Below are 22,252 nucleotides of genomic sequence, written 5' to 3'. Positions count from 1 at the left end.
AAAAGGGTATAAATAAAATATATTTCGAATTAGTTGACAATTCGTTGCCAAATGGCATAAAATAGCTTTTAACAAAGTATACAAATCTGAAGACGAGAAAGAGTAAAATAGTGTACTGTTCCCCAGAGAGCCGGTATGTTGCTGAAAGCCGGCGTGCAGACGTTATTTGAAAATCATCTCCGAGGAGCCGAGGCTGAAAGTGAGTAAGCCCGGACGGATGTCTACCGTTACAAAGAACACGTATGATAGTACGTTGCTAAGTGCTATTAGTGAAGAGCTAATAGAATTAGGGTGGTAACGCGGGTAAACCCGTCCCTACTTTATAGGGACGGGTTTTTTGTGTGCTTTAAAACATTCAAAGGAGTGATTGTAGATGAAGAAAGTAGATGTAAAAGAGTCAGCTGTAGGGAGAGAAACACGTATTCGTAAGCAGTGGAACGAGCAAAGTATTTTCGAGCAATCAATTCAGAATCGAGAAGGCGCACAGTCTTTCGTATTTTATGAAGGACCACCAACTGCGAATGGATTACCGCATGTAGGTCATGCACTTGGACGGACAATTAAAGATGTAGTAGCAAGATATAAAACGATGGCTGGATATAAAGTGTTAAGAAAAGCGGGATGGGATACGCACGGTTTACCTGTAGAATTAGGTGTTGAGAAGCAACTCGGTATTTCTGGTAAACATGAAATCGAAGAGTATGGAATTGAGCCATTTATTCAGAAGTGTAAAGAAAGTGTATTCACATATGAAAAGCAGTGGCGTGAATTTACTGAAAGCATCGGTTATTGGGTAGATATGGATAATCCATACGTTACGCTAGAGAATCCATATATCGAAAGTGTATGGCATATTTTAGGAACGATTCATGAAAAAGGCTTATTGTATAAGGGACATAGAGTTTCACCATATTGCCCAAGTTGTCAAACGTCACTAAGTTCACATGAGGTTGCGCAAGGGTATAAAACAGTAAAAGATTTAAGTGCAACAGTTAAGTTTAAAGTGAAAGATAGTGAAAATGAGTATTTCCTAGGTTGGACAACGACACCTTGGACGCTTCCAGCAAATGTTGCGCTCGCTGTACATCCAAATATGGAATACGTGAAAGCGAAACAAGAAGGTCATGTATATATTGTTGCAAAAGAACGTGTACAAGATGTATTAAAAGAAGACTATGAAGTACTATCTGTCCATAAAGGTGAAGAATTAGTAAACACATCGTATACAGCACCATTTCCAATGAAAGAAGTTACAAATGGCTACCGAGTTATAGCAGCAGATTTTGTCACGGCAAATAGTGGTACAGGACTTGTTCATATCGCTCCAGCATATGGGGAGGACGATTATAGAGTCGTTCAAAGTGAAGGATTGTCATTCCTGCATGTTGTAGATGAGAAAGGTGAGTATACAGAAGCAGTACCATTTTTGAAAGGGAAATTTGTGAAAGATTGTGACGTGGATATTGTTCGTTATTTAGCGAAGGAAGGCTTACTATATCATAAAGAAAAGTATGAACATAGCTACCCGCATTGCTGGCGCTGTGATTCACCACTTCTTTATTATGCAGGAGAGAGTTGGTTAATCCGAACAACTGCAATTAAAGATAAATTTTTACAAAATAACGATTCTGTTACTTGGTATCCAGACCATATGAAACATGGACGCTTTGGTAAGTTTTTAGAAAATATGGTGGACTGGAATATTAGCCGAAATAGATATTGGGGAACACCATTAAACGTATGGGAATGTGAAAGTTGCGATCATCAATTCGCACCGAAAAGCATTGTGGATTTAAGAAAGCATAGTATGAAAGAAACACCGGAAGATTTAGAACTGCATAAACCGTATGTAGATGAAGTGCAAGTTTGCTGCGAAAAATGCGGAAGTACAATGAATCGTACACCAGAAGTAATTGATGTTTGGTTTGATAGTGGTTCCATGCCATTTGCGCAATATCATTATCCATTTGAAAATAAAGAGTTATTTGAAGAGCAGTTTCCAGCAGATGTTATTGCGGAAGGCATTGATCAAACACGCGGCTGGTTTTATAGTTTATTAGCAGTATCAGCGCTATATACAGGAAAAGTGCCTTATAAGCGAGTGTTATCACTAGGGCATGTATTAGACGAAGAAGGACAGAAAATGTCTAAAAGTAAAGGGAATGCACTAGATCCAGTTGATTTAGTAAATCAGTTTGGTGCAGATGCTTTAAGATGGGCGCTACTCGTTGACAGTGCTCCGTGGAATGCGAAGCGTTTTTCTGAAAGAACAGTACTAGAAGCCAAATCTAAGTTTGTAGATACATTAGTCAATGTGTATAGCTTCTACGTTTTATATGCAAATTTAGATGGGTATAATCCGAAAGAAACGTATGATGTAAAGCGGACGAAATTGGATGAATGGGTATTATCAAGATTGCATAGCACAACGAAAAAGGTAAGAACAGCACTTGATGATTATCAATTTACGAATGCAGCTCGTGAAATCGCGACGCTTGTAGATGAAGTAAGTAACTGGTACGTAAGACGATCACGTAATCGTTTCTGGGAATCTGGTATGAATGCTGAAAAAGCAGCTGCGTATGAAACACTTCATGACGTGCTTGTGACAATTAGTAAGTTAATCGCACCGTTTACACCGTTTGTCGCTGAAGATATTCATTTGAATTTAACTGGAAGTAGCGTTCATTTAGAGGATTATCCAGTTGTAAATGAATCATTACTTCAGCCGAAATTAGAAGCGGAAATGGATGCTGTTTTACAAGTTGTTGAACTTGGAAGAAGTAACCGTAATCAGCATTCTTTAAAAGTAAAACAGCCGTTAGCGGAACTTGTACTACTTGAGCATAATGAAAATGATATGGAATGGGAATCGTATCGTGATATCGTCATGGATGAGTTAAATGTGAAGGCGTTCCATGTTGAACTCGATGAAACGAAATACACGTCCTATCAATTAAAGCTGAACTTTAAAACGGCTGGGCCAAAGTTTGGTAAAAATGTGAATGCAGTAAATGGCTGGCTAAAACAATTATCACAAGACAAGGTACAAAACTTTGTCTCTACAGAAAAAGCAGTTTACGAAGCAGCATCAGGAGAAGAAGTAGTTGTAACGACTGAAGATGTATTAGTAGAGAAAGTTGCAAAATCAGGATTCTCTAATACGACTAACGGACAATATACAGTTATGTTAGATACGAATGTAACAAAAGAATTGTTACAAGAAGGAGTAGCACGTGAATTTATTCGAGCGGTTCAAGAATATCGTAAGCAACTAAATTTACCGGTTAATTTACGAGTCGATGTTATTCTTGATACAGAGGAAGAACTAAAGCAAACATTAACGAACCATAAAGATTTATTGGAAGAAAATTTACTCGTTAAGCAGTTTACATTTGGTCATTTAACGAATGAAGACGATGAACTATCTTTAGGTGAGACAAAACTTAGAATTAAATTAAGTGCAGCTAATTAAAGAAAAAAGGAAGTTGGAATGATTCCAACTTCCTTTTTGTATGATGGGAATTTATCCGGCTATTTTCCGCATAATCCATTCGATAGGACCTCTAGAAAATTTATTTCTCTATAACACACTAATTAAAATGCTGTGAAAATTTATTTCTAAAGTATTGTTTTCATTTTACACATAAATATTGAGAAAATTTCACTCACCTTAAATAGAAAGGTAATAGAATTGTTTATAGAGAATTACTCGTAGATTCAATTTTTATCCATCCATTTTGCGGAAATGATTGCCGATTGGTAATGGGATAAGGTTGAGCTACTTTATTAGGGGGAGTGGTTCTATGTTTAATAAAAAAATGGTGGCAATGGCAATGACTGTGCCATTAGTAATGGGGACGATTTCTACGGTTTCAGCATTGGAAAAACAGCAGCAAGTAAAGCTAGAAGCTTATTCGCCGCAGAAAAAAGCAACTGAATATTTAAAAGAAAATGCTGCGCAGTATGGATTGAAAACAGACCTTTCAGACTTGCAATATATTTCTACAACAGAAACATCAGTAGCTTCATATGTTAGGTTCCAACAAGTTGTTAATGGTGCACCTGTATTTTCAAAACAAATTACAGTTACTCTTAACGGAGAGGGAAAAGGAGTACTTGCTGTTTCTGATTATCAATCCGTTAAAGGGGTGAAGGAAGTAACGACAAAAATTAGTGAAAAAGATGCAATACAAAAATCAATGGCGTATGTTGGAGAAGCAAGTGAGCAAAACTTATGGGCTCCTACAGAGAAAGAATTCGGATATATTGTGGAAGAAGGAATTGCACGTCCAGTATATAAAGTTGTAGTCCATTCTAATAACCCGTTTGGTGCATGGGAAACATTTATTGATGCAGAAAATGGAAAGTTAATTAAAAAGGTTGATATAAACCGAAAAGTAGAAGGAACAGGAAAAGTATTTTTACCTAACCCTGTCGTATCAAGCGGGAGTTTAGCAGGATTAAAAGATAATAACGATGCCGATTCAACTACGCTAACGAACCAATTGAAGACTGTTACGTTAAAAGGTTTAGATGGGACAGGATTTTTAATTGGAGAGTATGTAACGATTTCTTCCAAAGCAAAAACGAAATCTGCAAATTTACAATTCAACTATACACGCGCAAATGATAGCTTTGAAGATGTTATGTCGTATTATCATATTGATACATTACAGCGTTACATTCAAGGGTTAGGTTTTAAAAATATTAATAATCGCTCTATTAAAGTGAATGTGAATGGAACGACGGCTGATAACTCATTTTATTCTCCGACAACGAAAGCTTTAACTTTCGGTACTGGCGGAGTAGATGATGCAGAAGATGCTGGTATTATCGCACATGAATATGGGCATTCGATTCAAGATAACCAAGTTCCTGGCTTTGGTAGTTCAGCAGAAGGCGGAGCGATGGGAGAAGGATTTGGTGACTTCTTAGGTGCTACGTATGAAGATGCTGTATCGACTACAGGATACGGAAAAGCATGTGTTGGAGAGTGGGATGCGGCGGCTTACTCTAGTTCAGATCCAACATGCCTGCGCCGATTAGATACGAATAAAGTGTATCCGAAAGATTTAAAAAATCAAGTACATGCTGATGGGGAAATTTGGTCGCAAGGACAATATGAGATGGCACAAACTTTTGGCCGTGATGTTGCAACAAAAATTATTTTACAATCGCACTGGTCATTAACACCAAACTCTAAATTCAGTGATGGAGCAAAAGCGATTAAGCAAGCGGATGCTCTTTTATATGGCGGACAACATGCTGCTGAAATTGATCGTATTTGGGCAGCGAGAGGAATTAGTACGAATTAATATGAAAAGTCGTGGCATTTATAAGCCACGACTTTTTAATTTGCTTAAGAACTGGTACTAGTAAAGTAAGCTATAGGAATGGTAGTGTGAACTTATTCGCATTCTATTTATTTTTTTCATCTTTAAAAACAAAATGCTCTTTAAATTTTCTAGACTCAACTTTTTGGCCGTTTCTCATAGAGCGGAAAGGGTGTTCTTGCCAAGTAATGATTACATCAACTTCATCTGCTTTTGTAGCAACTGGAAAATTAGCATGTTTAAATCCAGTTTTTCCACTCGCTAAACGACTTTCCTTTCGGGAGAAGAGTTCATACTTCGTTTTCGTTTTTGGCTCGTTGCGGAATACTTCGACTTGTACGTTATATACTTCACTGTTGCCAACATTTTTTACTGAAAATTGATATGTTTGAAATTCATCTTTTTTAGCTTGAAGCATCTTTTTGCTTATTTTTTTTGGTTCATCAATATTCACTTGCCATTGATCAGAGTTTTGGGAGATTGGTAAAGACTTTGGTGAATAGGCGTACGTTTCATTTACTACGATTAGGCATAACAAAAGGAGGAAGAAACTTATTGTTTTTTTCATATACACACCTCGCTTTAAATTTGTTAATTAATATGCGTAAAAAACACAATTTTTATGTAATAAAATGGAAAAAGGTGATGATTTGATTCAAATTAATTTAAAAAAACTTGAAGAGGTAGTAGATGGAGAAGGATTACGAGAATCGTTTCACAATATGGAGATACAAGGTATCTGTATTGACTCCCAGAAAATTAAGAAAAGGAATTTGTTTGTCCCAATTATTAGAGTGAAAGATGGACATGATTATGTGAAAGAGGCAATGGATAATGGAGCTGTCGCTTCCTTATGGAAAAAGTCTTACAGCACTCCGCCAAAAGGGGTAGCAATTATATTTGTAGATGATACTTTGTTTGCTTTGCAACAATTGGCACAGTTTTATCGAAAAGAGCTAAATGTAAACGTAATCGGAATCACTGGTAGTAATGGCAAGACAACAGTAAAAGATATTGTAAGTACGGTTTTAAGAACAACTTATTGTGTGCATAAAACAAAGGAGAATTTAAATAGTCAAATCGGTTTGCCGTTAACAATTTTAGAAATGGAAAGAGATACAGAGTTTTTAATACTTGAAATGGGGATGAGTGAAAAAGGACAAATTCGAAACTTATCAAAAATAGCACAGCCAGATGTAGCGATTATTACAATGATCGGTCAGTCTCACTTAGAAACGCTTGGATCAAGAGAAGAGATTACGAAGGCTAAATTAGAAATTATTGATGGGTTAAAAGGAAATGGTTTGTTTTTATATAATGGTGATGAACCATTGCTTTTGCAAAATAAGAATCTATCGAGTATAAATTGTAAGGCATTTGGTGAAACGTATACAAATGATTTGTTTCCAACAAACGTGCAATTAGATGAATATGGTGTTCATTTTAAATTAAATGATTCAAAAATACAGTACGATGTCCCCTTACATGGAAAGCATAATATATTAAATACGATCGTCGGAATCGCTGTAGGTCAATTTTACAATGTCCCTACATTAAAAATACAGGAGGCATTGCGGCAAGTTAATATTACTCAAATGCGCTTTCAATTTTTAACTGCTAAAACAGGCTTTACGGTTATTAACGATGCATGGAATGCCAGTCCTTCTTCAATGAAGGTTGCAATTGAGACATTACAGAAATTAAATGCCTATGAGAAAAAAATTATAGTGATTGGGGATATGTTGGAGTTAGGAAAGAAAGCTGAAACATATCATAGAGAAATTGGCAAAATGTTAAATGAAGAGAGCATTCAATATGTATTTACCTATGGAGAGCTAGCTGAAATTGTAGCGGAAGAAGCAAGAAAGAAATATGATTCAGGAAAAGTACGGTCATTTAATAATAAGACCAAGATAGCAGAGGAAGTATTGAAAATTATTTCGAAAAAGGATGTTGTATTACTGAAAGGCTCACGTGGTATGGCTTTAGAGGAGATTGTACAAAATTGGATTTGAAAAATCAAAATATATTTAAAAAGGCTTGCGTTTTATAAAGTAAAGAGATAGAATACTCTGTAAATATAAAAAGTGAGGATCAGGAAAAGTACATAATGCAAAGGTCTACAGAGAGCAATCGGTTGCTGAGATGATTGCGATACTGCATGATGGAAAGACACCTGTGAGTGTTGCTTTGAACGTGATAATTAGTAAAAGCAAACGGTACCTACCGTTATCAGGGCTAAGATGGTCATTATGACAATTTGGGTGGTACCGCGGAAAAATCCGTCCCTATTTATAGGGGCGGATTTTTGTATTCTTTGAAAGGAGGTGAGTGACCGTGGATGATGACGATGACAACAATAACGTAAATAAATATAAATTTACTGGAGGGAAATGTAATGAAGCGTTCACTCACAAAAGAATGTACAAAGCAAAGCGGAAAAGTTGTATTACTTCAAGGATGGGTAAAGAAGATTCGTCATCTAGGTAATGTTAGTTTTTTATTAATAAGGGATCGATCAGGAGTTATGCAATGCGTATTAGAAAACGAGCTAGCTGGATTTAAAGTAGATGTGGAAAGTGTCGTTCAAGTCGTAGGCCAAATAGTGGAGACTTCAAAAACAGAATTAGGAGTTGAAGTACTTGCTCACGAAGTGAAAATATTAAATGGCGCAGAACCACTTCCGTTTGAAATAAATAAAAAGAAATTGCAAGTTGGCTTAGATCAACTACTGAATGAGCGGGTATTATCATTAAGACATGAGAGAACTGCGGCGATATTTAAAGTGAAATCTACACTCGTTCAGAGCTTTAGTGAATTTCTAATAGAGAACGATTTCACACGGATATTTACTCCGAAAATTGTTTCACAAGGGGCAGAAGGAGGGGCGAATGTTTTTAAACTTCCATACTTTCAAAAAGAAGCTTATTTAGCACAATCACCACAGTTTTATAAACAGATGATGGTAGCTGGAGGGTTAGAACGTGTTTTTGAAGTTGCCCCTGTTTATAGAGCAGAACATCATAATTCTTCCCGTCATTTGAATGAATATATATCGTTAGACGTAGAACTTGGATTTATTCATGATTTTTATGAAGTTATGCGATTAGAAACGGATGTTTTACGATATATGTTTCAACAAGTAGCAAAAAACTGTGAAAAAGAACTACAACTATTACAAATAGAAGTACCTGTTATTACAGAAATACCGAAAATTACATTGTTACAAGCGCAAGAAATTTTGAAAAGTAAGTACCGAAAAGAATCGCCAATTGGAGATTTAGATACAGAAGGTGAGAAGCTATTAGGGAAATATGTGAAGGAAACATATAAGAGTGAGTTTGTTTTCATTACACATTATCCGAAAGAAGCTAGGCCGATGTATACGATGCCGAATAATGAGAATCCATCTATTACTGATTCGTTCGACTTACTATATAAAGGACTAGAAATAACTTCAGGGGCACAGCGAATTCATGATTATGAAATGTTACTCGCTTCTTTTAAAGAAAAAGGATTACATCCAGATACATTTCAATCTTATTTAAATACATTCCGATACGGTTGTCCCCCGCACGGTGGTTGTGGAATTGGATTAGAGAGAGTTGTATACAAACTATTAGAATTAACAAATGTACGAGAGGCGAGTGCTTTTCCAAGGGACTGTACAAGACTTATCCCTTAAAAATAGGGGAAAGAAATGTATCCGTTGTGCTATTTTATAGTACAACGGATTTTTTAGTTCATAAAATTCAGCACTTTCTCACCAAATTTTAATGTGAGCTTAATTGTGCTCTCTTTTTTCACCTTTAGTATAAGCCTTAGAAACGAAAGAGATATACAAGGTGAAGGGAGAAATATTACATGCGTATTTTAGTTGTACCATCAGGATTTAAAGAAAGTTTAGGGGCGAAGGAAGCTGCTGATGTAATGAAAGAAGGGATTTTAAAAGTTATGCCACTTGCTACTGTAGAGACTTTACCAATGGTTGATGGTGGGGAAGGGTTTACAGAGGCAATTATAAATATTACTGGTGGAAAAATGTATAAAGTACAAGTAACGGGACCTATTGGAGATGAGATACAATCTTATTTTGGTGTTTTTGAAACGAGAAATGGTGAGCGTACAGCTGTTATTGAAATGGCTGCGGCGGCTGGGCTACGCCTTGTACCGAGAGATTTACGTGATCCAAGAAAAACGACTACTCATGGTGTTGGACAGTTAATAGAATTAGCTTTAAGTAAAGGAGTAGATCGTATATTAATAGGATGTGGTGATTCAGGTACGTCTGATGGAGGTGCTGGTATGGCTGAAGCGTTAGGTGTAAAGTTTTTAAATGAAGATGAAAAGGAAATACAAATTCAAGGTGGTACCTCTTTATTACAAGTTTCAAAAATAGATACGTCACAAGTAGATCCTAGATTAAGGCATGTTCAAATCGACGTTGCTTGTAATTGGTTTAATCAATTATGCGGCGAACAGGGAGTAGCTAGAGTGTTCGGTCCGCAAAAAGGTGCTAACGAAGCACAAGTAATAGAACTAGAAAAAGCATTGGAGCGCTATGCTACTATTATAAAAAAAGATATAGGTATAGATGTACATCATACACCAGGAAGTGGTGCATCTGGCGGTCTTGGTGCTGGACTGCAAGCTTTAATTGGGGCAACGCTTCATCCGAGATACGACATTATTATGAAGTATATGGATTTAAATAAACTATTGTTAAAGTGTGATCTTGTATTTACTGCGGAAGGAAGTATTGATTTTCAAACACCACGTGGGAAAATTCCAGCTGAAGTGGCTAAATGTGCAAAAAAATATGGATTACCAGTAATAGCGTTAGTAGGGACAGTTGGTAAAGGTGCACGTATTAATTACGATTACGGAATTGATGCATATACAAGCATATTACCAATGCCATCTTCGTTAGAAAATGCATTTTTTAATGCGGAGAAATGGCTTCGTGATTGTACAGAGAGTACGATGCGTACAGTTTTAGTTGGATATCAAATCGCTTCTCGTTTAAATAAAAGTGGGTACGTATCATGATTGAAAAAAATGTAGTGGAATTACATGTGAATAATAATGATACTCCGAAAGTTAAGTCATCCTGGGTTCTGCCCGTAGCACTTATATTAATTGTAGAAATAGTTCTTTTGCTTCCATCATCATTAACGATGGAAGCAAAATGGAGTTTGTTTGGATTTTGCTGTGCCATTATATTATGGACAACAACAACGATAAATTCGGCCTATATTGCACTCGGTTCTGTCTTATTTCTAATTATTTCAGGAACAGCAAAGCAAGATCTTTTATTTGATTCGTTAGCTTCAGATGTGATTTGGCTTATGATAGGTTCTTTTATTTTAGGAAGGGCACTTCAAGTTACCGGTTTAGCTGAGAAAATGACGTACTTTGTTGTGAATCGTGCTCGAAATATTTCAGGCTTGTGCGGGATTTTAACAATGATGATTCAAATACTTGCCTTTTTTATTCCATCAACATCTGGACGCGCAGCGGTTGTATTACCTGTTTTTCAAGCTATATCAAAAGAAATTGGGAGTAGAAGAATTACGAAAGCATTAGCAATTTTAATGCCTACAGTTATTTTAGTTTCAACAAGTTCTACAATTATTGGGGCAGGCTCACATTTAATCGCCCTAGATATGTTAAAGGAATTTAATAATAAAAACATCACATTTGTAGAGTGGTTAATATGGGGATTACCATTTGGAATCATAATGAGCTTTATAAGTTGTCGCGTAATATTAGTATTATTTTTAGACAAAGAGGAAGTAAAAACGAAACTGCAACAGAAAAAAGTTAAGTTTGAATTATCGCGAAATGAAAAGTATACAATCAGTATTTTAATAGCGATGGTAGCATTTTGGCTAACGGAATGGTTACACGGTTTGGAAATTGCAACCGTAACTATAATAGGAGTATTTTTATTAACTTTACCAAAACTCGGTGTGATGCAGTGGAAAGAAAGTTTAAAAGGTGTCTCTTGGAATTTAATTTTATTTGTTGGAGCAGCAATTGCATTAGGGAAATCATTAATGGAGAGTGGTGCAGCGCAATGGATTATGCAGAAGTTATTTTTAGTAACTGAATTAATTAATAAGCAGTCCATTTTTATCGTGTTACTCGTAATTGTTATTCTTTCAGTCACATCACATTTATATATTACATCTCACACAACGAGAGCAGTAATTTTTATTCCGCCATTACTATACTTTGCAAGTAGTCTGCAATTAAATGAAGTAGCTGTCTTATTTTTAGGTATTGTTGGAATGAATTATTGTTTAACCTTTCCGGTCAGTTCTAAAGCATTACTATTATTTCAAGAAAGTGATAGAGAAACGTTTCAGCCACAAGATTTGTTAAAGTTAAGTAGTTATTTAAGTGTTATTTATATATTTGTAATGGTTATATTTTACTATGCATATTGGCAATGGGTTGGATTGTCACTTTAAAAATCAGGAATATATTTCATTCCTGATTTTTTTCAATAAGGATAAAACATATTGGGTATTTTTTCTTTTGAAGGAAAGTATTACTTGTTATACTAAAATGGTGCAAATATATATTATAGGAGGCTTTTATGGGAGAAAGGATTTTAATCGTCGAGGATGAAGAAAAAATTGCTCGTGTCGTGCAGTTGGAATTAGAGTTTGAAGGATATGAAAGTGAAATTGCAAAAACAGGTACAGAGGCAATGGAAAAGTTCGGCAATGGTAACTGGGATTTAATATTACTTGATGTAATGCTTCCAAATATAAGTGGGTTAGAAGTTCTTCGAAGAATACGTTTGAAAAATGCTGTAATACCTATTATTTTATTAACTGCTCGTGACTCAGTTGTTGACAAGGTTAGTGGTTTAGATCAAGGAGCAAGTGACTATATCACAAAGCCTTTTCAAATAGAAGAACTTTTAGCGAGAATTCGTGCTTGTTTAAGAATTTCAAATGTAGTAAAAGAAGAGGAAAATAGTAGTTATCAAATTGCAGATTTATATTTAGATGAGAAAACGAGAGAAGTGAAAAGAGGTAATAATCTAGTCGACTTAACACCACGTGAATTTGATTTATTACTCTTTTTAATGAAGCATGAAAATCAAGTGTTAAACCGTGAGCAAATTGTAACGAATGTTTGGGGATTTGATTATTATGGCGATACAAATGTTGTTGACGTATATATTCGATACTTGCGTAAAAAAGTAGATTGTAATGTGGACGTACCACTTATTCACACTGTTAGAGGTGTTGGGTATGTCTTAAAGGTGTAATATATGAAAATTAAAAATAAAATATATTTATTCTCTACAGTATGGTTACTACTTATTTTATTAATTATTAATAGTTCAATATATTTTTTGTTTTATAAAGTGACTACGAACGGAGAGTTAGAACGATTGAAACGTGAGGCAATACATATCATTGATGGAATGAACGCAGATTCAGCAAAGAAAGTAGATGCAATAAATCTATTGCAACCATACTTGCCTTCAAACGGTATGATTAGAATTATTAATGAAAATTCAAAGGTAATGATTAGGCAAGAAGTGGATAGTACAAAACCAATCCCAGCAGTAAATACGAAATTTGAAAGAAAAGAATCAGCTGGAATTTATGAGAGAAATGGTGGGAAATTCGCTTATATAAAAATGCCAATCATTTGGAATGATGGGAAAATCGTTTCGTTAGAAATGACAGAACGTTTAGATAGTTTGCAAGAGAATTTAAATATGTTAAAAAATGTATTAGTTATTGCATCACTTTTCGTTTTAATTCCGTCTTTTTTTGCGGGAAGAATGTTAAGTAAACTCATTTTAAAACCTGTAAATTCTTTAATACAAACAATGGAGCATATACAAGATAGAGGGATATTCAAAAAAATACCGCTTGAGAAAAAATCAAAAGATGAATTGTACAAAATGGGAACGACATTTAATAAAATGATTGATTTATTACATCAGAACTTTGAAAAGCAACAACAGTTCGTTTCAGATGCTTCACATGAATTGAGAACACCGTTAACTGTTATTGAAAGTTATGCGAAATTATTAAAAAGATGGGGAATGAAAAAACAAGATGTTTTGGAAGAATCTGTAGAAGCGATTTATTCGGAGGCAGTAAGAATGAAAGGTATGACGAATCAAATGCTGCTTCTTGCAAACAGTAGTGCTGAGTGGAATTTGGAGACTAACGAATCAGATTTGGTCCGATTATGTCAGGTGACTGCTGAGCAGTTAGAAAAAACATATGCTCGGACTTTTCGTGTTATAACAGAGGAAGAAAAGGTTGTTGTAAATATTGACGAACAAAAAATAAAACAAGTATTAGTAGTTTTATTAGATAATGCAATGAAATACAGTAGAGATTCTATAGATATTATAGTAGGAATACAAAAAGAAAAAGTCTTTTTTTCTATTCAAGATTATGGTATGGGAATTCCTAAGGAAGATATACAGAAAGTGTTTGATCGTTTCTTTCGAGTTGATAAAGCGAGGAGTAGGGAAACAGGGGGTACCGGTTTAGGTTTATCGATTGCCAAACAAATTATTGATGCTCATGAAGGAGATATACAACTTGAAAGTGAAGAAGGAAAATGGACGAAAGTTACAGTAAATTTACCTCATTTTTCATAAAGGGATAGGAGCTTTAAAAATGAAAAAGAAATGGAAAATTGCATTGTTAGTTTGCTTTGCGGTTGTAAGTGTAGCGTTTGTATCACAACGTATTGTTTCAAAGCAAGGAGAAACAATATTATCTGAGAAGCAAATTCAAAGTATTGTATCTGAACAGTATCCTGGAAAAATTAAAAGTATGAAATTAGTAAATAAAGGGGAACAAGATTTTTATAAGGTAAACCTTTCAAATGAACAAGGCTCATATGAAATAATAGTAGATGCCAAAAATGGAGAGATAAAACGTGCAAAAGAAATATCATTAAAAAGTAATACAATAACGAAAGAGAAAGCAGAAGAAATGGCGCTACAGAAAGTACAAGGTGTAATTAAACATACTATATTAGAAAAAAGAAATGAGATAGAAGTGTTCGTAATTACGGTAGAAACAAATGATAAGCAAAGTAAGGCAGTTGAGATTGAAAAAACAACTGGTAAAATTCAATTGTTAGAGAAATCGATGACAAAAGTTACAGAAGAGCAGGCAAAAGAAATTGCAGTGCAGCAAGTGCCAGGGAATATAAAGGGAATTAAGCTTGAGCAAAAAAACGAAAAAAATATATATGTAATAGAAATAGAGAAAAGTGCAAATGAGAATGTAATAGTAGAAATTGACGAAAGTTCAGGCGTTTTTATTGGTACTTCACAAATACAAAAAGCTATAACAGAAGAGCAGGCGAAAGAAGTGGCGCTACAAAAAGTACCAGGTGGATTTATCGAGAAGGTAAGTGTAGTTGATATAAATGGTATGGCTACCTACCAAATTATAATAAAAAAACAAACAGAAACGGTTGATGTAAGAGTACATACAATAACAGGAGAAATTATATCAACTACATCGGTAAATAACGCTATTCAGCAAAAGGAGTCATCACAGCAACAAGATGACGATGACCAAGAAGAGGGCAATGATGATCAAGATGATGACGACGAAGGATAATGACAACAATAAACGGATTCTCATCAAATTTTAATGTTTCTCACAGTTTTCTTTCATTTTAACATTTTAGTATGTAAGTAAGAAAGAAATGAAGAGGAGGAACATGAAATGAAATTATGGATTGGGATCGTCATGGTGCTTTTAATTGCTGGAGGGACAGCATATGGTGTAAATGCAATGGAACATGAAGAAACGGGATATGAAGAGTCTAAAGGAAAAACGTACGAAAGTAAAAAGCTTAGTCCTGAAACAGCTAAACAAATTGCAGTTGAAAAGGTAAATGGAGTTGTAGAGGAAATTGATGTAGAACGTATGGACGATAATGGTGTATATGAAATAGAGGTAGAAACAAATGTAGGTGAGGAAGAAATATATATTAATAAGAAAAACGAGAATATTATAGCGGAAAAGGAATTTGAATTTATAAAAAATGAAGATGATGAAGACCAAGATGAAGACCAAGATGAAGACGATATGGATCATGATGATCTAGATGATTAATAACATTGTCCTATTGTACAAAGTTACAATGAAACATTCTTTTCGACAAAAAAATAATATATCCCTTGACAGTTACAAATATAACCGATATACTTCATATTAATTTCAAAAGAAAATATATTCTAAATATTTAAATGTGTTGAATAGGAGTAGTAAGGTCGTATATTTGTACAGAGAGCTATGGGTTGGTGTGACATAGTCAAATGACATCCTGAACTCGCCTAGGAGCAGTAAGGTAGAACGGAATCACATTCTTAGTAAATCTTAACGGTTAACCTTCGATATTAGGTTTGTAATCAGACGATTACTACTAAGGTGGATTCATAATGGAATCAATAAGGGTGGTACCGCGTTAAGTAAATGGCTTAGCGTCTCTTTATATAGAGACGCTAAGCCATTTTTTATTTTATAGAAAAAGAAATGGAGGGTTTATTCGGATTGGTCTATAAAATTTATTTATCTATATAAAAAGATTTAAGTAGGAGGAAAACAAAATGAAACAGACGGAGCAATGGACTTCGAAATTAGGATTTATAATGGCTGCAGCAGGATCGGCAATTGGACTTGGTGCAATATGGAAGTTTCCTTATATCGCTGGTAAGAGCGGGGGAGGAGCATTCTTTTTAATCTTTATATTATTTACTGTATTAATAGGGCTACCGTTACTTATAGCTGAATTTATGATTGGACGCAGTACGCAGAAACAAGCAGTTGGAGCATTTAAAAGTATTGCACCAAATACTGGATGGCACTGGATTGGACGCCTTGGCGTTGGAACGTGTTTTATACTACTTTCGTTTTATAGTGTTGTAGGTGGTTGGGTACTCATTTATTTATTTAGAGGAGTAACTGGACAACTTATTACTCCGGGACAAAATTACGGAGCGTTATTTACTGAAACAATTGGAAATCCCGCTTGGGCGATTATGGGCCATTGCGCTTTTATGTTCATTACAATTTGGGTTGTATCAAAAGGTGTACAAAATGGAATTGAAAAAGCAAGTAAATATATGTTGCCAGCATTATTCGTTTTATTTGTCGCTCTTATTGTTCGCTCACTAACACTTGATAACGCAATGAAAGGTGTAAAGTTTTTCTTACAACCAGATTTTTCAAAGATTACTTCAGAAAGTATTTTGTTCGCAATGGGTCAATCATTCTTTGCGATTAGTATCGGAATTTCGATTATGGTCACGTATAGTTCCTATTTAAATAAAAAAGAAAGTTTACCAAAATCAGCAATAACAATTGTTGGATTGAATTTATTTGTTTCATTATTTGCAGGTCTTGCTATTTTTCCGGCCGTATTTTCATTAGGAATGGAGCCAACAGAAGGGCCTGGATTATTATTTATCGTATTGCCATCAGTATTTAGTCAAATTCCATTTGGTGGTTTTTTCTTAACTGTATTTCTTGCACTATTTACATTTGCGACATTAACTTCTGCATTTTCTCTACTAGAGACAGTTGTATCAGCATTAGCGAATGGTGAACAAGAAAGAAGAACGAAATTATCATGGATGATTGGTTTCGGCATTTTCTTAGTAGGTATACCATCAGCGTTATCATTTGGAGTATGGAGTGATATTACGATTTTCGGAAAGAATATTTTTGATGCAGTAGACTTCCTATCTAGTAATATACTAATGCCGCTTGGAGCACTATTTATTAGTATTTTCGTTTCATTCAAAATGGAAAAGAAGGTACTAGAAACAGAGTTTTTTGTAGGTGGGAATTATGGTAAGAAAGTATTTACTTGCTGGGCGTTTTTACTTCGATTTATAGCGCCACTTGCAATCATCATCGTCTTTTTAAATGTAATAGGGATTATTTAACATTAAATGTTATAATATTCAGTGAAAAGGAAGGTGATGATCATAAAGGCGAATTTGATAGAAGCAGGGAAATACATGAATATTAGAGGGAAAAAGCTATACGTTGAAACGCATGGAAATCCTAAAAATAAACCAGTATTATACTTGCATGGTGGACCAGGAGAAAATTGCTATGATTTTTCATTTTATCAAGCAGAACGTTTACAAGATTCTTTATTTGTAATTATGATAGATCAAAGAGGAGTTTGTCGCTCAGAGGAAATTACTGAGGACGAAGCTTTTGGATTAAATGATTTGATTGAAGATTTTGAGGAACTAAGAAAAGTATTGCAAATTGAGAAGTGGTCTGTAATTGGACATTCTTTCGGTGGATATGTAGCATTGTTGTATGCATCGGTATATCCAAGTTCAATAGAGAAAATAATATTTGAAGGGCCGACTTTCGATTTTGCATTAACAAGTAGAGCTTTGTTACAAAAGACAGGGCATTTATTAAAAAAGTATGGAAAAGAAGAAGTAGCGGAAGAGTCTCTTGCTTATTCATCTAGCAATGCTAGTTCAGAAGAGCTGTTAGAAGCTTATATAAGACTAAGTGATGAACTAGAAGAAAAAAGAATGGAGATTTACAATAATAAGGAAGATGTGACAGACGAGAGTTTATATAGTGATGAAGAATGGGAAGTATTTTCAAATCGCTCTAAAATTCATTTTGATAGATTAAAATTAGAGGGAGCAGTTCATACTTCATTATTACCTAAAATAAAAGATTTACAAAATCCAATGTTATTAATTGTAGGGAAATATGATGTCGTAACGTGTGAAAAACAAATTGAAACGTTTAATAAAGATGCTCAAAATGGGAAGTATATTGTATTCGAAGAGAGTAGTCATACACCGCATTATGAGGAAGCAGATCGATATGCAGAATTAGTCATTCAGTTTTTGAAATAATGTAGAAAGGGAGCTTCGTATAATGCGAAGCTCCCTTTTTATATTTTTGGATAAGTAATTTTTATGTTAGGCCATTTGTTTTGCCAGTTCTTTTTAGTAACTCTAGCATTGTACATATGTAATCGTTCTTTTGTTTCAAGAAAATGGGCTGTCGGTCTCACTTGTAAGGCAATCACATCTTCAATACCACATGGAGCCGTTAATATGACGTTGTTTAGCTCATCAAGTGTAACTCCTATAGCCGTTGCTGTTTCAGGGAATTTAGAAATAGCATCAACAGAAGAAGAATACGGTGGCATATTATTCACTACATGCATACGAGCTTGATTTTTTACCGACCAAGGTATAGAAGCATCCATATTTATCAGTGCTTTCTCTAGTGATTGCTCATATGCCTCATCTGTATGTAATTGATCAAAATAAATGACATCAATATCTGGTGTAGCCGTTCGTATTTCGTAGTCATGTAAGGTATCCCAAATTTTAGAGCGAACAAACCCGGCGCAAATCCACCAATCAGGTAGCTCTAGCGATTCTGCCATTTGTAATACGTTCATCATCCATTCGTCATTTTCTATTAAGCGAATTATATCTTGCTCTGTTTGTATAGTCATTTGTTATCCCACCTACTTTTTTATAGATGACTAATTCATCAATTTAATAATCCAAGTGATCCAGTAAGCACCTGGTATGAATAATAGTTGTGCTAATAACGTACCGAAAAGTCTAGAAATCATTAGCCAACCATACATTTTACTCATTGCTTCTGCACCTTCTTCTGATTGAAGTGCTCGCTCTGTTAACAAAGCGATACGTGGATCAAGTAGCACTGTTAATAAAATAGTAGCAAAACCATTAATAAGACCAGAGGCTGTACTAGCCTTTGTCGCGTAAGTTGGAAGTAAAAAAGAAGCGTATAGGGCTGAAAGAACACCAGCTGTATAAATAGCAGTAGCAAACATGTTAATAAGCATAATACGTTTTGGAATACCACCTATGCGTAGCCTATGAATCATTTCTAATTTTGGAAAGCGTACATATTTTTTTGTGTACTTTAATTTTTGAATGTTATTTGTTTTCATCATTCGAATGAAAGAACCATCTGTTTCAAAGTTTTGAATGACATATCCAAATAGTTTGGTCAAAGTTGGATACAGTATAATCGCAAGTAATGTACCAAAAGAAGCTGATAATAGTACAAGACGTATTATATGCTCTAAATGAATAGAAGCATCTCGTTTAGCTTCGTCAACAATGCCGCCGAGTAAAAAGGCTTGTAGTAAATTTGACGTTCTAGAAATGAGTAATACAATTCCTACAACGGATAATGCAACAGCGATTTTCTTTAAACGTACACCAGCTAATCGAATGCTATAAGAGCTCGTTTCAACCGCGTGAATAACAATTGTGAAAGCCATTATAACAATTAAGGTAATTGACATTAGATTCACCGTTTCTATTAAAATAATTGTAACTTTTTTACTTTATCATATGTATCGTTTTTTGTAACTGAAAGTATGTGACATAGGAAAAGTAATTTTTAAGAAAAAAAGATAATGATAGTATAATAGAAGGAAAAGTGGGAAAAGATGTTATAGGATACTTATACAGTAAAATGAATGGGGGAAGAAAACATGTATACAACATTTCTATTTGATTTAGATGGAACATTGACGGATCCGAAAGAAGGAATTATAAATTCAGTATTGTATGCATTACAAAAGGTTGGAATTGAAGAATTACATGTAAGTGAATTAGACTCATTTATTGGTCCGCCCATTCAGCAATCATTCGTAGAGAGGTATAATATGAATGAAGGAGAAGTTGAACGAGCTGTTTTTTATTTCAGAGAGTATTTAAAGCAACGTGGATTGTTAGAAAATAATGTTTACGATGGTATCCCAAATCTTTTGAAACAATTAAAAGATACTGGAAATCGTTTATTTATAGCAACTTCAAAGCCTACTGTATTTGCTGAACAAGTTATAGAGCATTTTCAATTAACAAATTATTTCGAAGGTATCGTTGGAAGTAATTTAGATGGTACGAGAATAAAAAAGGAAGAAATCATTGCTCACATTTTACAAACAAATGAAGCCCTTAATAAAGAAGAAATTGTTATGATTGGAGATAGAAAACACGATATAATAGGAGCAAATTATAATGGAATTGCTTCAATCGGTATATTATATGGCTATGGTAGTGAAAGAGAATTGACTGAAGTTGGTGCGACTCATATAGTAAATGATGTAAAAGAACTACATCATTTTTGTGTAGACAGTAGTTTGATAGAGAAGTAAATATAGAGACTGAAAATCCCTTTATAACGTATGAAGATGAAATCGTTTATGTTTAAAGGGATTTTTCATATGTAATCGAATACTTATAATTAGACATTTTTAGCATGAAAAATTTGTATGAATAAGAGGAGGGATGTCAGAATCAAAAGATTAGTAGAAGTTTATCTATAAAAGTTTGAATTTTCAGTTTAAGGGAGGGGTATAATTGGAGCTAGTTATTATATTATTAGCACTTAGTTTACTAATGTTTGTAGCATATAGAGGGTTTTCTGTTATTTTATTTGCACCGATATTTGCATTATTTGCGGTATTTTTGACAGAGCCTAGTTTTGTATTACCTTTCTTTTCAAATATCTTTATGGAGAAGATGGTAGGTTTTATTAAACTATATTTTCCTGTATTTTTACTTGGAGCAATATTTGGAAAAGTAGTAGAAATGTCAGGAATCGCAGACTCGATTGCAAAGACAATTATAGAGCTAGTTGGTGAAAAGCGTACGATTTTAGCGATTGTATTAATGGGTGCTATCTTAACGTATAGTGGTGTTAGTGTGTATGTAGTAGTATTTGCTGTATATCCGTTTGCAGCTAAGCTGTTTCGACAAGCGAATATTCCGAAGCGTTTAATCCCTGGAACGATTGTACTTGGAGCGGTCACGTTTACTATGGATGCGCTACCTGGATCACCACAAATTCAAAACGTAATACCTACAACGTTTTTTAAAACAGATATTTATGCTGCGCCGATACTTGGTATTGTAGGGGCAATTTTTGTACTGACGTTAGGTTTACTATATTTAGAGAGTAGACGTAAGAAGGCGAAGGCAGCAGGAGAAGGGTATTTTGGTTTTAACGATGGGGATACTGAAATGGCAGCTTCTTTGCAAGTGCAAGTAGATCAAAAAGATATGCCATTACTGAAAAGCATTGAAATTACAAGAGTTCAGCAAGTGATTGCTTTTATACCACTTATTTTAGTAGGTGTAATGAATAAAGTTTTCACTATTATGATACCGAAGTGGTATCCGAATGGTTTTGATTTTTCTGCAATTGGTATGAAAGCATTTGGAAAAGTAGAATTAAGTGCAGTAGTTGGAATTTGGTCAGTAGAATTGGCACTTATTATAGGTATTGTAACAACGTTATTATTATATTGGAAACGAGTAGTAACAGGGTTTCAAGCTGGATTGAATACAAGTATTGGTGGAGCGTTACTTGCAACGATGAATACAGGAGCTGAGTTTGGATTCGGTGGTGTCATCGCAGCACTTCCAGGATTCGCGATTATGAGAGATGGTATTTCTGCCACATTTACAAACCCTCTAGTGAATGGAGCGGTAACGACAAATATTTTAGCCGGTATTACAGGCTCTGCATCAGGAGGAATGGGGATCGTTTTAAGTGCAATGGGAGACAAGTTTATTGCGGCGGCCAATCAATTTGATATTCCACTAGAAGTAATGCACCGCATCGTATCAATGGCATCAGGAGGAATGGATACATTACCACATAACGGAGCGATTATTACTATTCTTACAGTAACAGGTTTAACACATAAACAGTCATACAAAGATATATTTGCTATTACAATTTTGAAAACGGTTGCTGTGTTTTTAGTTATTGCATTCTATACTGTAACAGGAATTTATTAAGTCGATATTTTATAAACTAAAACATTAATTAGGGTAAGAAGGGGTGGAA

General features: G+C 34.7%; 17 protein-coding genes and 3 other annotated features. Of the genes, 14 read left to right on the top strand and 3 right to left on the bottom strand.

The annotated features are described in order from the left end of the window. The first annotated feature begins 80 nt into the window (after positions 1-80). Positions 81-320, top strand: a binding site (T-box leader). 53 nt (positions 321-373) lie between these two features. Both ileS and ACTFOB_RS03475 read left to right on the top strand, forming a co-directional pair. Continuing rightward, positions 374-3,475, top strand: a complete 3,102-nt coding sequence (gene ileS / locus ACTFOB_RS03480) for an isoleucine--tRNA ligase (RefSeq protein ID WP_440024522.1) — start codon at positions 374-376, stop codon at positions 3,473-3,475. A gap of 331 nt (positions 3,476-3,806) precedes the next feature. After that, complete coding sequence (locus tag ACTFOB_RS03475) at positions 3,807-5,318, top strand: M36 family metallopeptidase (protein WP_440024520.1); 1,512 nt, start codon at positions 3,807-3,809, stop codon at positions 5,316-5,318. A gap of 103 nt (positions 5,319-5,421) precedes the next feature. Here the strand turns inward: ACTFOB_RS03475 and ACTFOB_RS03470 are convergent, their stop codons facing one another. After that, positions 5,422-5,904, bottom strand: a complete 483-nt coding sequence (locus ACTFOB_RS03470; protein ID WP_440024518.1) for a hypothetical protein — start codon at positions 5,902-5,904, stop codon at positions 5,422-5,424. Positions 5,905-5,968: 64 nt separating this feature from the next. Here ACTFOB_RS03470 and ACTFOB_RS03465 point away from each other — a divergent pair, with 64 nt between their 5' ends. From ACTFOB_RS03465 to ACTFOB_RS03420, 10 genes are all read left to right on the top strand, one after another. Then, positions 5,969-7,351: a UDP-N-acetylmuramoyl-tripeptide--D-alanyl-D-alanine ligase gene (locus tag ACTFOB_RS03465; protein WP_440024517.1), complete on the top strand. Its 1,383-nt coding sequence runs from the start codon at positions 5,969-5,971 to the stop codon at positions 7,349-7,351. A 66-nt stretch (positions 7,352-7,417) separates the two neighbouring features. Beyond that, positions 7,418-7,629 (top strand) — a binding site (T-box leader). A gap of 105 nt (positions 7,630-7,734) precedes the next feature. Next, on the top strand, positions 7,735-9,021 hold the full coding sequence (aspS, locus tag ACTFOB_RS03460) for an aspartate--tRNA(Asn) ligase (RefSeq protein WP_440024516.1): 1,287 nt from the start codon (positions 7,735-7,737) through the stop codon (positions 9,019-9,021). A gap of 179 nt (positions 9,022-9,200) precedes the next feature. Continuing rightward, entirely contained in the window at positions 9,201-10,385 is a 1,185-nt protein-coding gene (locus tag ACTFOB_RS03455) for a glycerate kinase family protein (protein ID WP_151630600.1), read from the top strand. After that, positions 10,382-11,812, top strand: a complete 1,431-nt coding sequence (locus tag ACTFOB_RS03450; RefSeq protein ID WP_440024514.1) for an SLC13 family permease — start codon at positions 10,382-10,384, stop codon at positions 11,810-11,812. The genes ACTFOB_RS03455 and ACTFOB_RS03450 overlap by 4 nt, the downstream gene beginning before the upstream one ends. A gap of 128 nt (positions 11,813-11,940) precedes the next feature. Beyond that, positions 11,941-12,624 (top strand): response regulator transcription factor, encoded by a 684-nt coding sequence (locus ACTFOB_RS03445; RefSeq protein WP_151630598.1) that lies wholly within the window; start codon positions 11,941-11,943, stop codon positions 12,622-12,624. Between the two features lie 3 nt (positions 12,625-12,627). Continuing rightward, the gene (locus ACTFOB_RS03440) at positions 12,628-13,986 is read left to right on the top strand and encodes an ATP-binding protein (protein ID WP_440024511.1); all 1,359 of its coding nucleotides are present in this window, start codon (positions 12,628-12,630) and stop codon (positions 13,984-13,986) included. A gap of 19 nt (positions 13,987-14,005) precedes the next feature. After that, positions 14,006-14,965: a PepSY domain-containing protein gene (locus ACTFOB_RS03435; RefSeq protein ID WP_440024509.1), complete on the top strand. Its 960-nt coding sequence runs from the start codon at positions 14,006-14,008 to the stop codon at positions 14,963-14,965. A gap of 108 nt (positions 14,966-15,073) precedes the next feature. Next, positions 15,074-15,466 carry a PepSY domain-containing protein gene (locus ACTFOB_RS03430; RefSeq protein WP_440024507.1) on the top strand — a complete coding sequence of 131 codons (393 nt, stop codon included), beginning with the start codon at positions 15,074-15,076 and terminating at the stop codon, positions 15,464-15,466. 130 nt (positions 15,467-15,596) lie between these two features. Then, positions 15,597-15,845 (top strand) — a binding site (T-box leader). A gap of 115 nt (positions 15,846-15,960) precedes the next feature. After that, positions 15,961-17,301 (top strand): sodium-dependent transporter, encoded by a 1,341-nt coding sequence (locus ACTFOB_RS03425; RefSeq protein WP_440024505.1) that lies wholly within the window; start codon positions 15,961-15,963, stop codon positions 17,299-17,301. A gap of 36 nt (positions 17,302-17,337) precedes the next feature. After that, on the top strand, positions 17,338-18,252 hold the full coding sequence (locus ACTFOB_RS03420) for an alpha/beta fold hydrolase (protein ID WP_440024798.1): 915 nt from the start codon (positions 17,338-17,340) through the stop codon (positions 18,250-18,252). A 38-nt stretch (positions 18,253-18,290) separates the two neighbouring features. Here ACTFOB_RS03420 and ACTFOB_RS03415 read toward each other — a convergent pair whose 3' ends face one another. After that, complete coding sequence (locus tag ACTFOB_RS03415) at positions 18,291-18,866, bottom strand: nucleotidyltransferase family protein (RefSeq protein WP_440024504.1); 576 nt, start codon at positions 18,864-18,866, stop codon at positions 18,291-18,293. Between the two features lie 30 nt (positions 18,867-18,896). Next, a complete protein-coding gene (locus ACTFOB_RS03410) occupies positions 18,897-19,694 on the bottom strand; it encodes a lipid II flippase Amj family protein (RefSeq protein WP_440024503.1) in 798 nt (265 codons plus the stop codon). 192 nt (positions 19,695-19,886) lie between these two features. On the opposite strand from ACTFOB_RS03410, the gene ACTFOB_RS03405 reads away from it, so the two are divergent. Both ACTFOB_RS03405 and ACTFOB_RS03400 read left to right on the top strand, forming a co-directional pair. Beyond that, positions 19,887-20,552 (top strand): HAD family hydrolase, encoded by a 666-nt coding sequence (locus tag ACTFOB_RS03405; protein WP_440024502.1) that lies wholly within the window; start codon positions 19,887-19,889, stop codon positions 20,550-20,552. Between the two features lie 205 nt (positions 20,553-20,757). After that, complete coding sequence (locus ACTFOB_RS03400) at positions 20,758-22,203, top strand: GntP family permease (RefSeq protein ID WP_440024500.1); 1,446 nt, start codon at positions 20,758-20,760, stop codon at positions 22,201-22,203. Positions 22,204-22,252 lie beyond the last annotated feature (49 nt).

It is taken from the genome of Bacillus cereus group sp. MYBK79-1, assembly GCF_051915365.1.
Taxonomy (GTDB): domain Bacteria; phylum Bacillota; class Bacilli; order Bacillales; family Bacillaceae_G; genus Bacillus_A.
This window is presented reverse-complemented; position numbering and strand designations above follow the sequence as displayed.

What these genes read in the sequence shown, in the direction of transcription:
- aspS (WP_440024516.1), top strand. Translation starts at nt 7,735, where the DNA reads ATGAAGCGTTCACTCACAAAAGAATGTACAAAGCAAAGCGGAAAAGTT.
- ACTFOB_RS03405 (WP_440024502.1), top strand. Translation starts at nt 19,887, where the DNA reads ATGTATACAACATTTCTATTTGATTTAGATGGAACATTGACGGATCCG.
- ACTFOB_RS03445 (WP_151630598.1), top strand. Translation starts at nt 11,941, where the DNA reads ATGGGAGAAAGGATTTTAATCGTCGAGGATGAAGAAAAAATTGCTCGT.
- ACTFOB_RS03450 (WP_440024514.1), top strand. Translation starts at nt 10,382, where the DNA reads ATGATTGAAAAAAATGTAGTGGAATTACATGTGAATAATAATGATACT.
- ACTFOB_RS03420 (WP_440024798.1), top strand. Translation starts at nt 17,338, where the DNA reads ATGATCATAAAGGCGAATTTGATAGAAGCAGGGAAATACATGAATATT.
- ACTFOB_RS03465 (WP_440024517.1), top strand. Translation starts at nt 5,969, where the DNA reads ATGGAAAAAGGTGATGATTTGATTCAAATTAATTTAAAAAAACTTGAA.
- ACTFOB_RS03425 (WP_440024505.1), top strand. Translation starts at nt 15,961, where the DNA reads ATGAAACAGACGGAGCAATGGACTTCGAAATTAGGATTTATAATGGCT.
- ACTFOB_RS03435 (WP_440024509.1), top strand. Translation starts at nt 14,006, where the DNA reads ATGAAAAAGAAATGGAAAATTGCATTGTTAGTTTGCTTTGCGGTTGTA.
- ACTFOB_RS03455 (WP_151630600.1), top strand. Translation starts at nt 9,201, where the DNA reads ATGCGTATTTTAGTTGTACCATCAGGATTTAAAGAAAGTTTAGGGGCG.
- ACTFOB_RS03410 (WP_440024503.1), bottom strand. Translation starts at nt 19,694, where the DNA reads ATGTCAATTACCTTAATTGTTATAATGGCTTTCACAATTGTTATTCAC.
- ACTFOB_RS03440 (WP_440024511.1), top strand. Translation starts at nt 12,628, where the DNA reads ATGAAAATTAAAAATAAAATATATTTATTCTCTACAGTATGGTTACTA.
- ACTFOB_RS03415 (WP_440024504.1), bottom strand. Translation starts at nt 18,866, where the DNA reads ATGACTATACAAACAGAGCAAGATATAATTCGCTTAATAGAAAATGAC.
- ileS (WP_440024522.1), top strand. Translation starts at nt 374, where the DNA reads ATGAAGAAAGTAGATGTAAAAGAGTCAGCTGTAGGGAGAGAAACACGT.
- ACTFOB_RS03475 (WP_440024520.1), top strand. Translation starts at nt 3,807, where the DNA reads ATGTTTAATAAAAAAATGGTGGCAATGGCAATGACTGTGCCATTAGTA.
- ACTFOB_RS03470 (WP_440024518.1), bottom strand. Translation starts at nt 5,904, where the DNA reads ATGAAAAAAACAATAAGTTTCTTCCTCCTTTTGTTATGCCTAATCGTA.
- ACTFOB_RS03430 (WP_440024507.1), top strand. Translation starts at nt 15,074, where the DNA reads ATGAAATTATGGATTGGGATCGTCATGGTGCTTTTAATTGCTGGAGGG.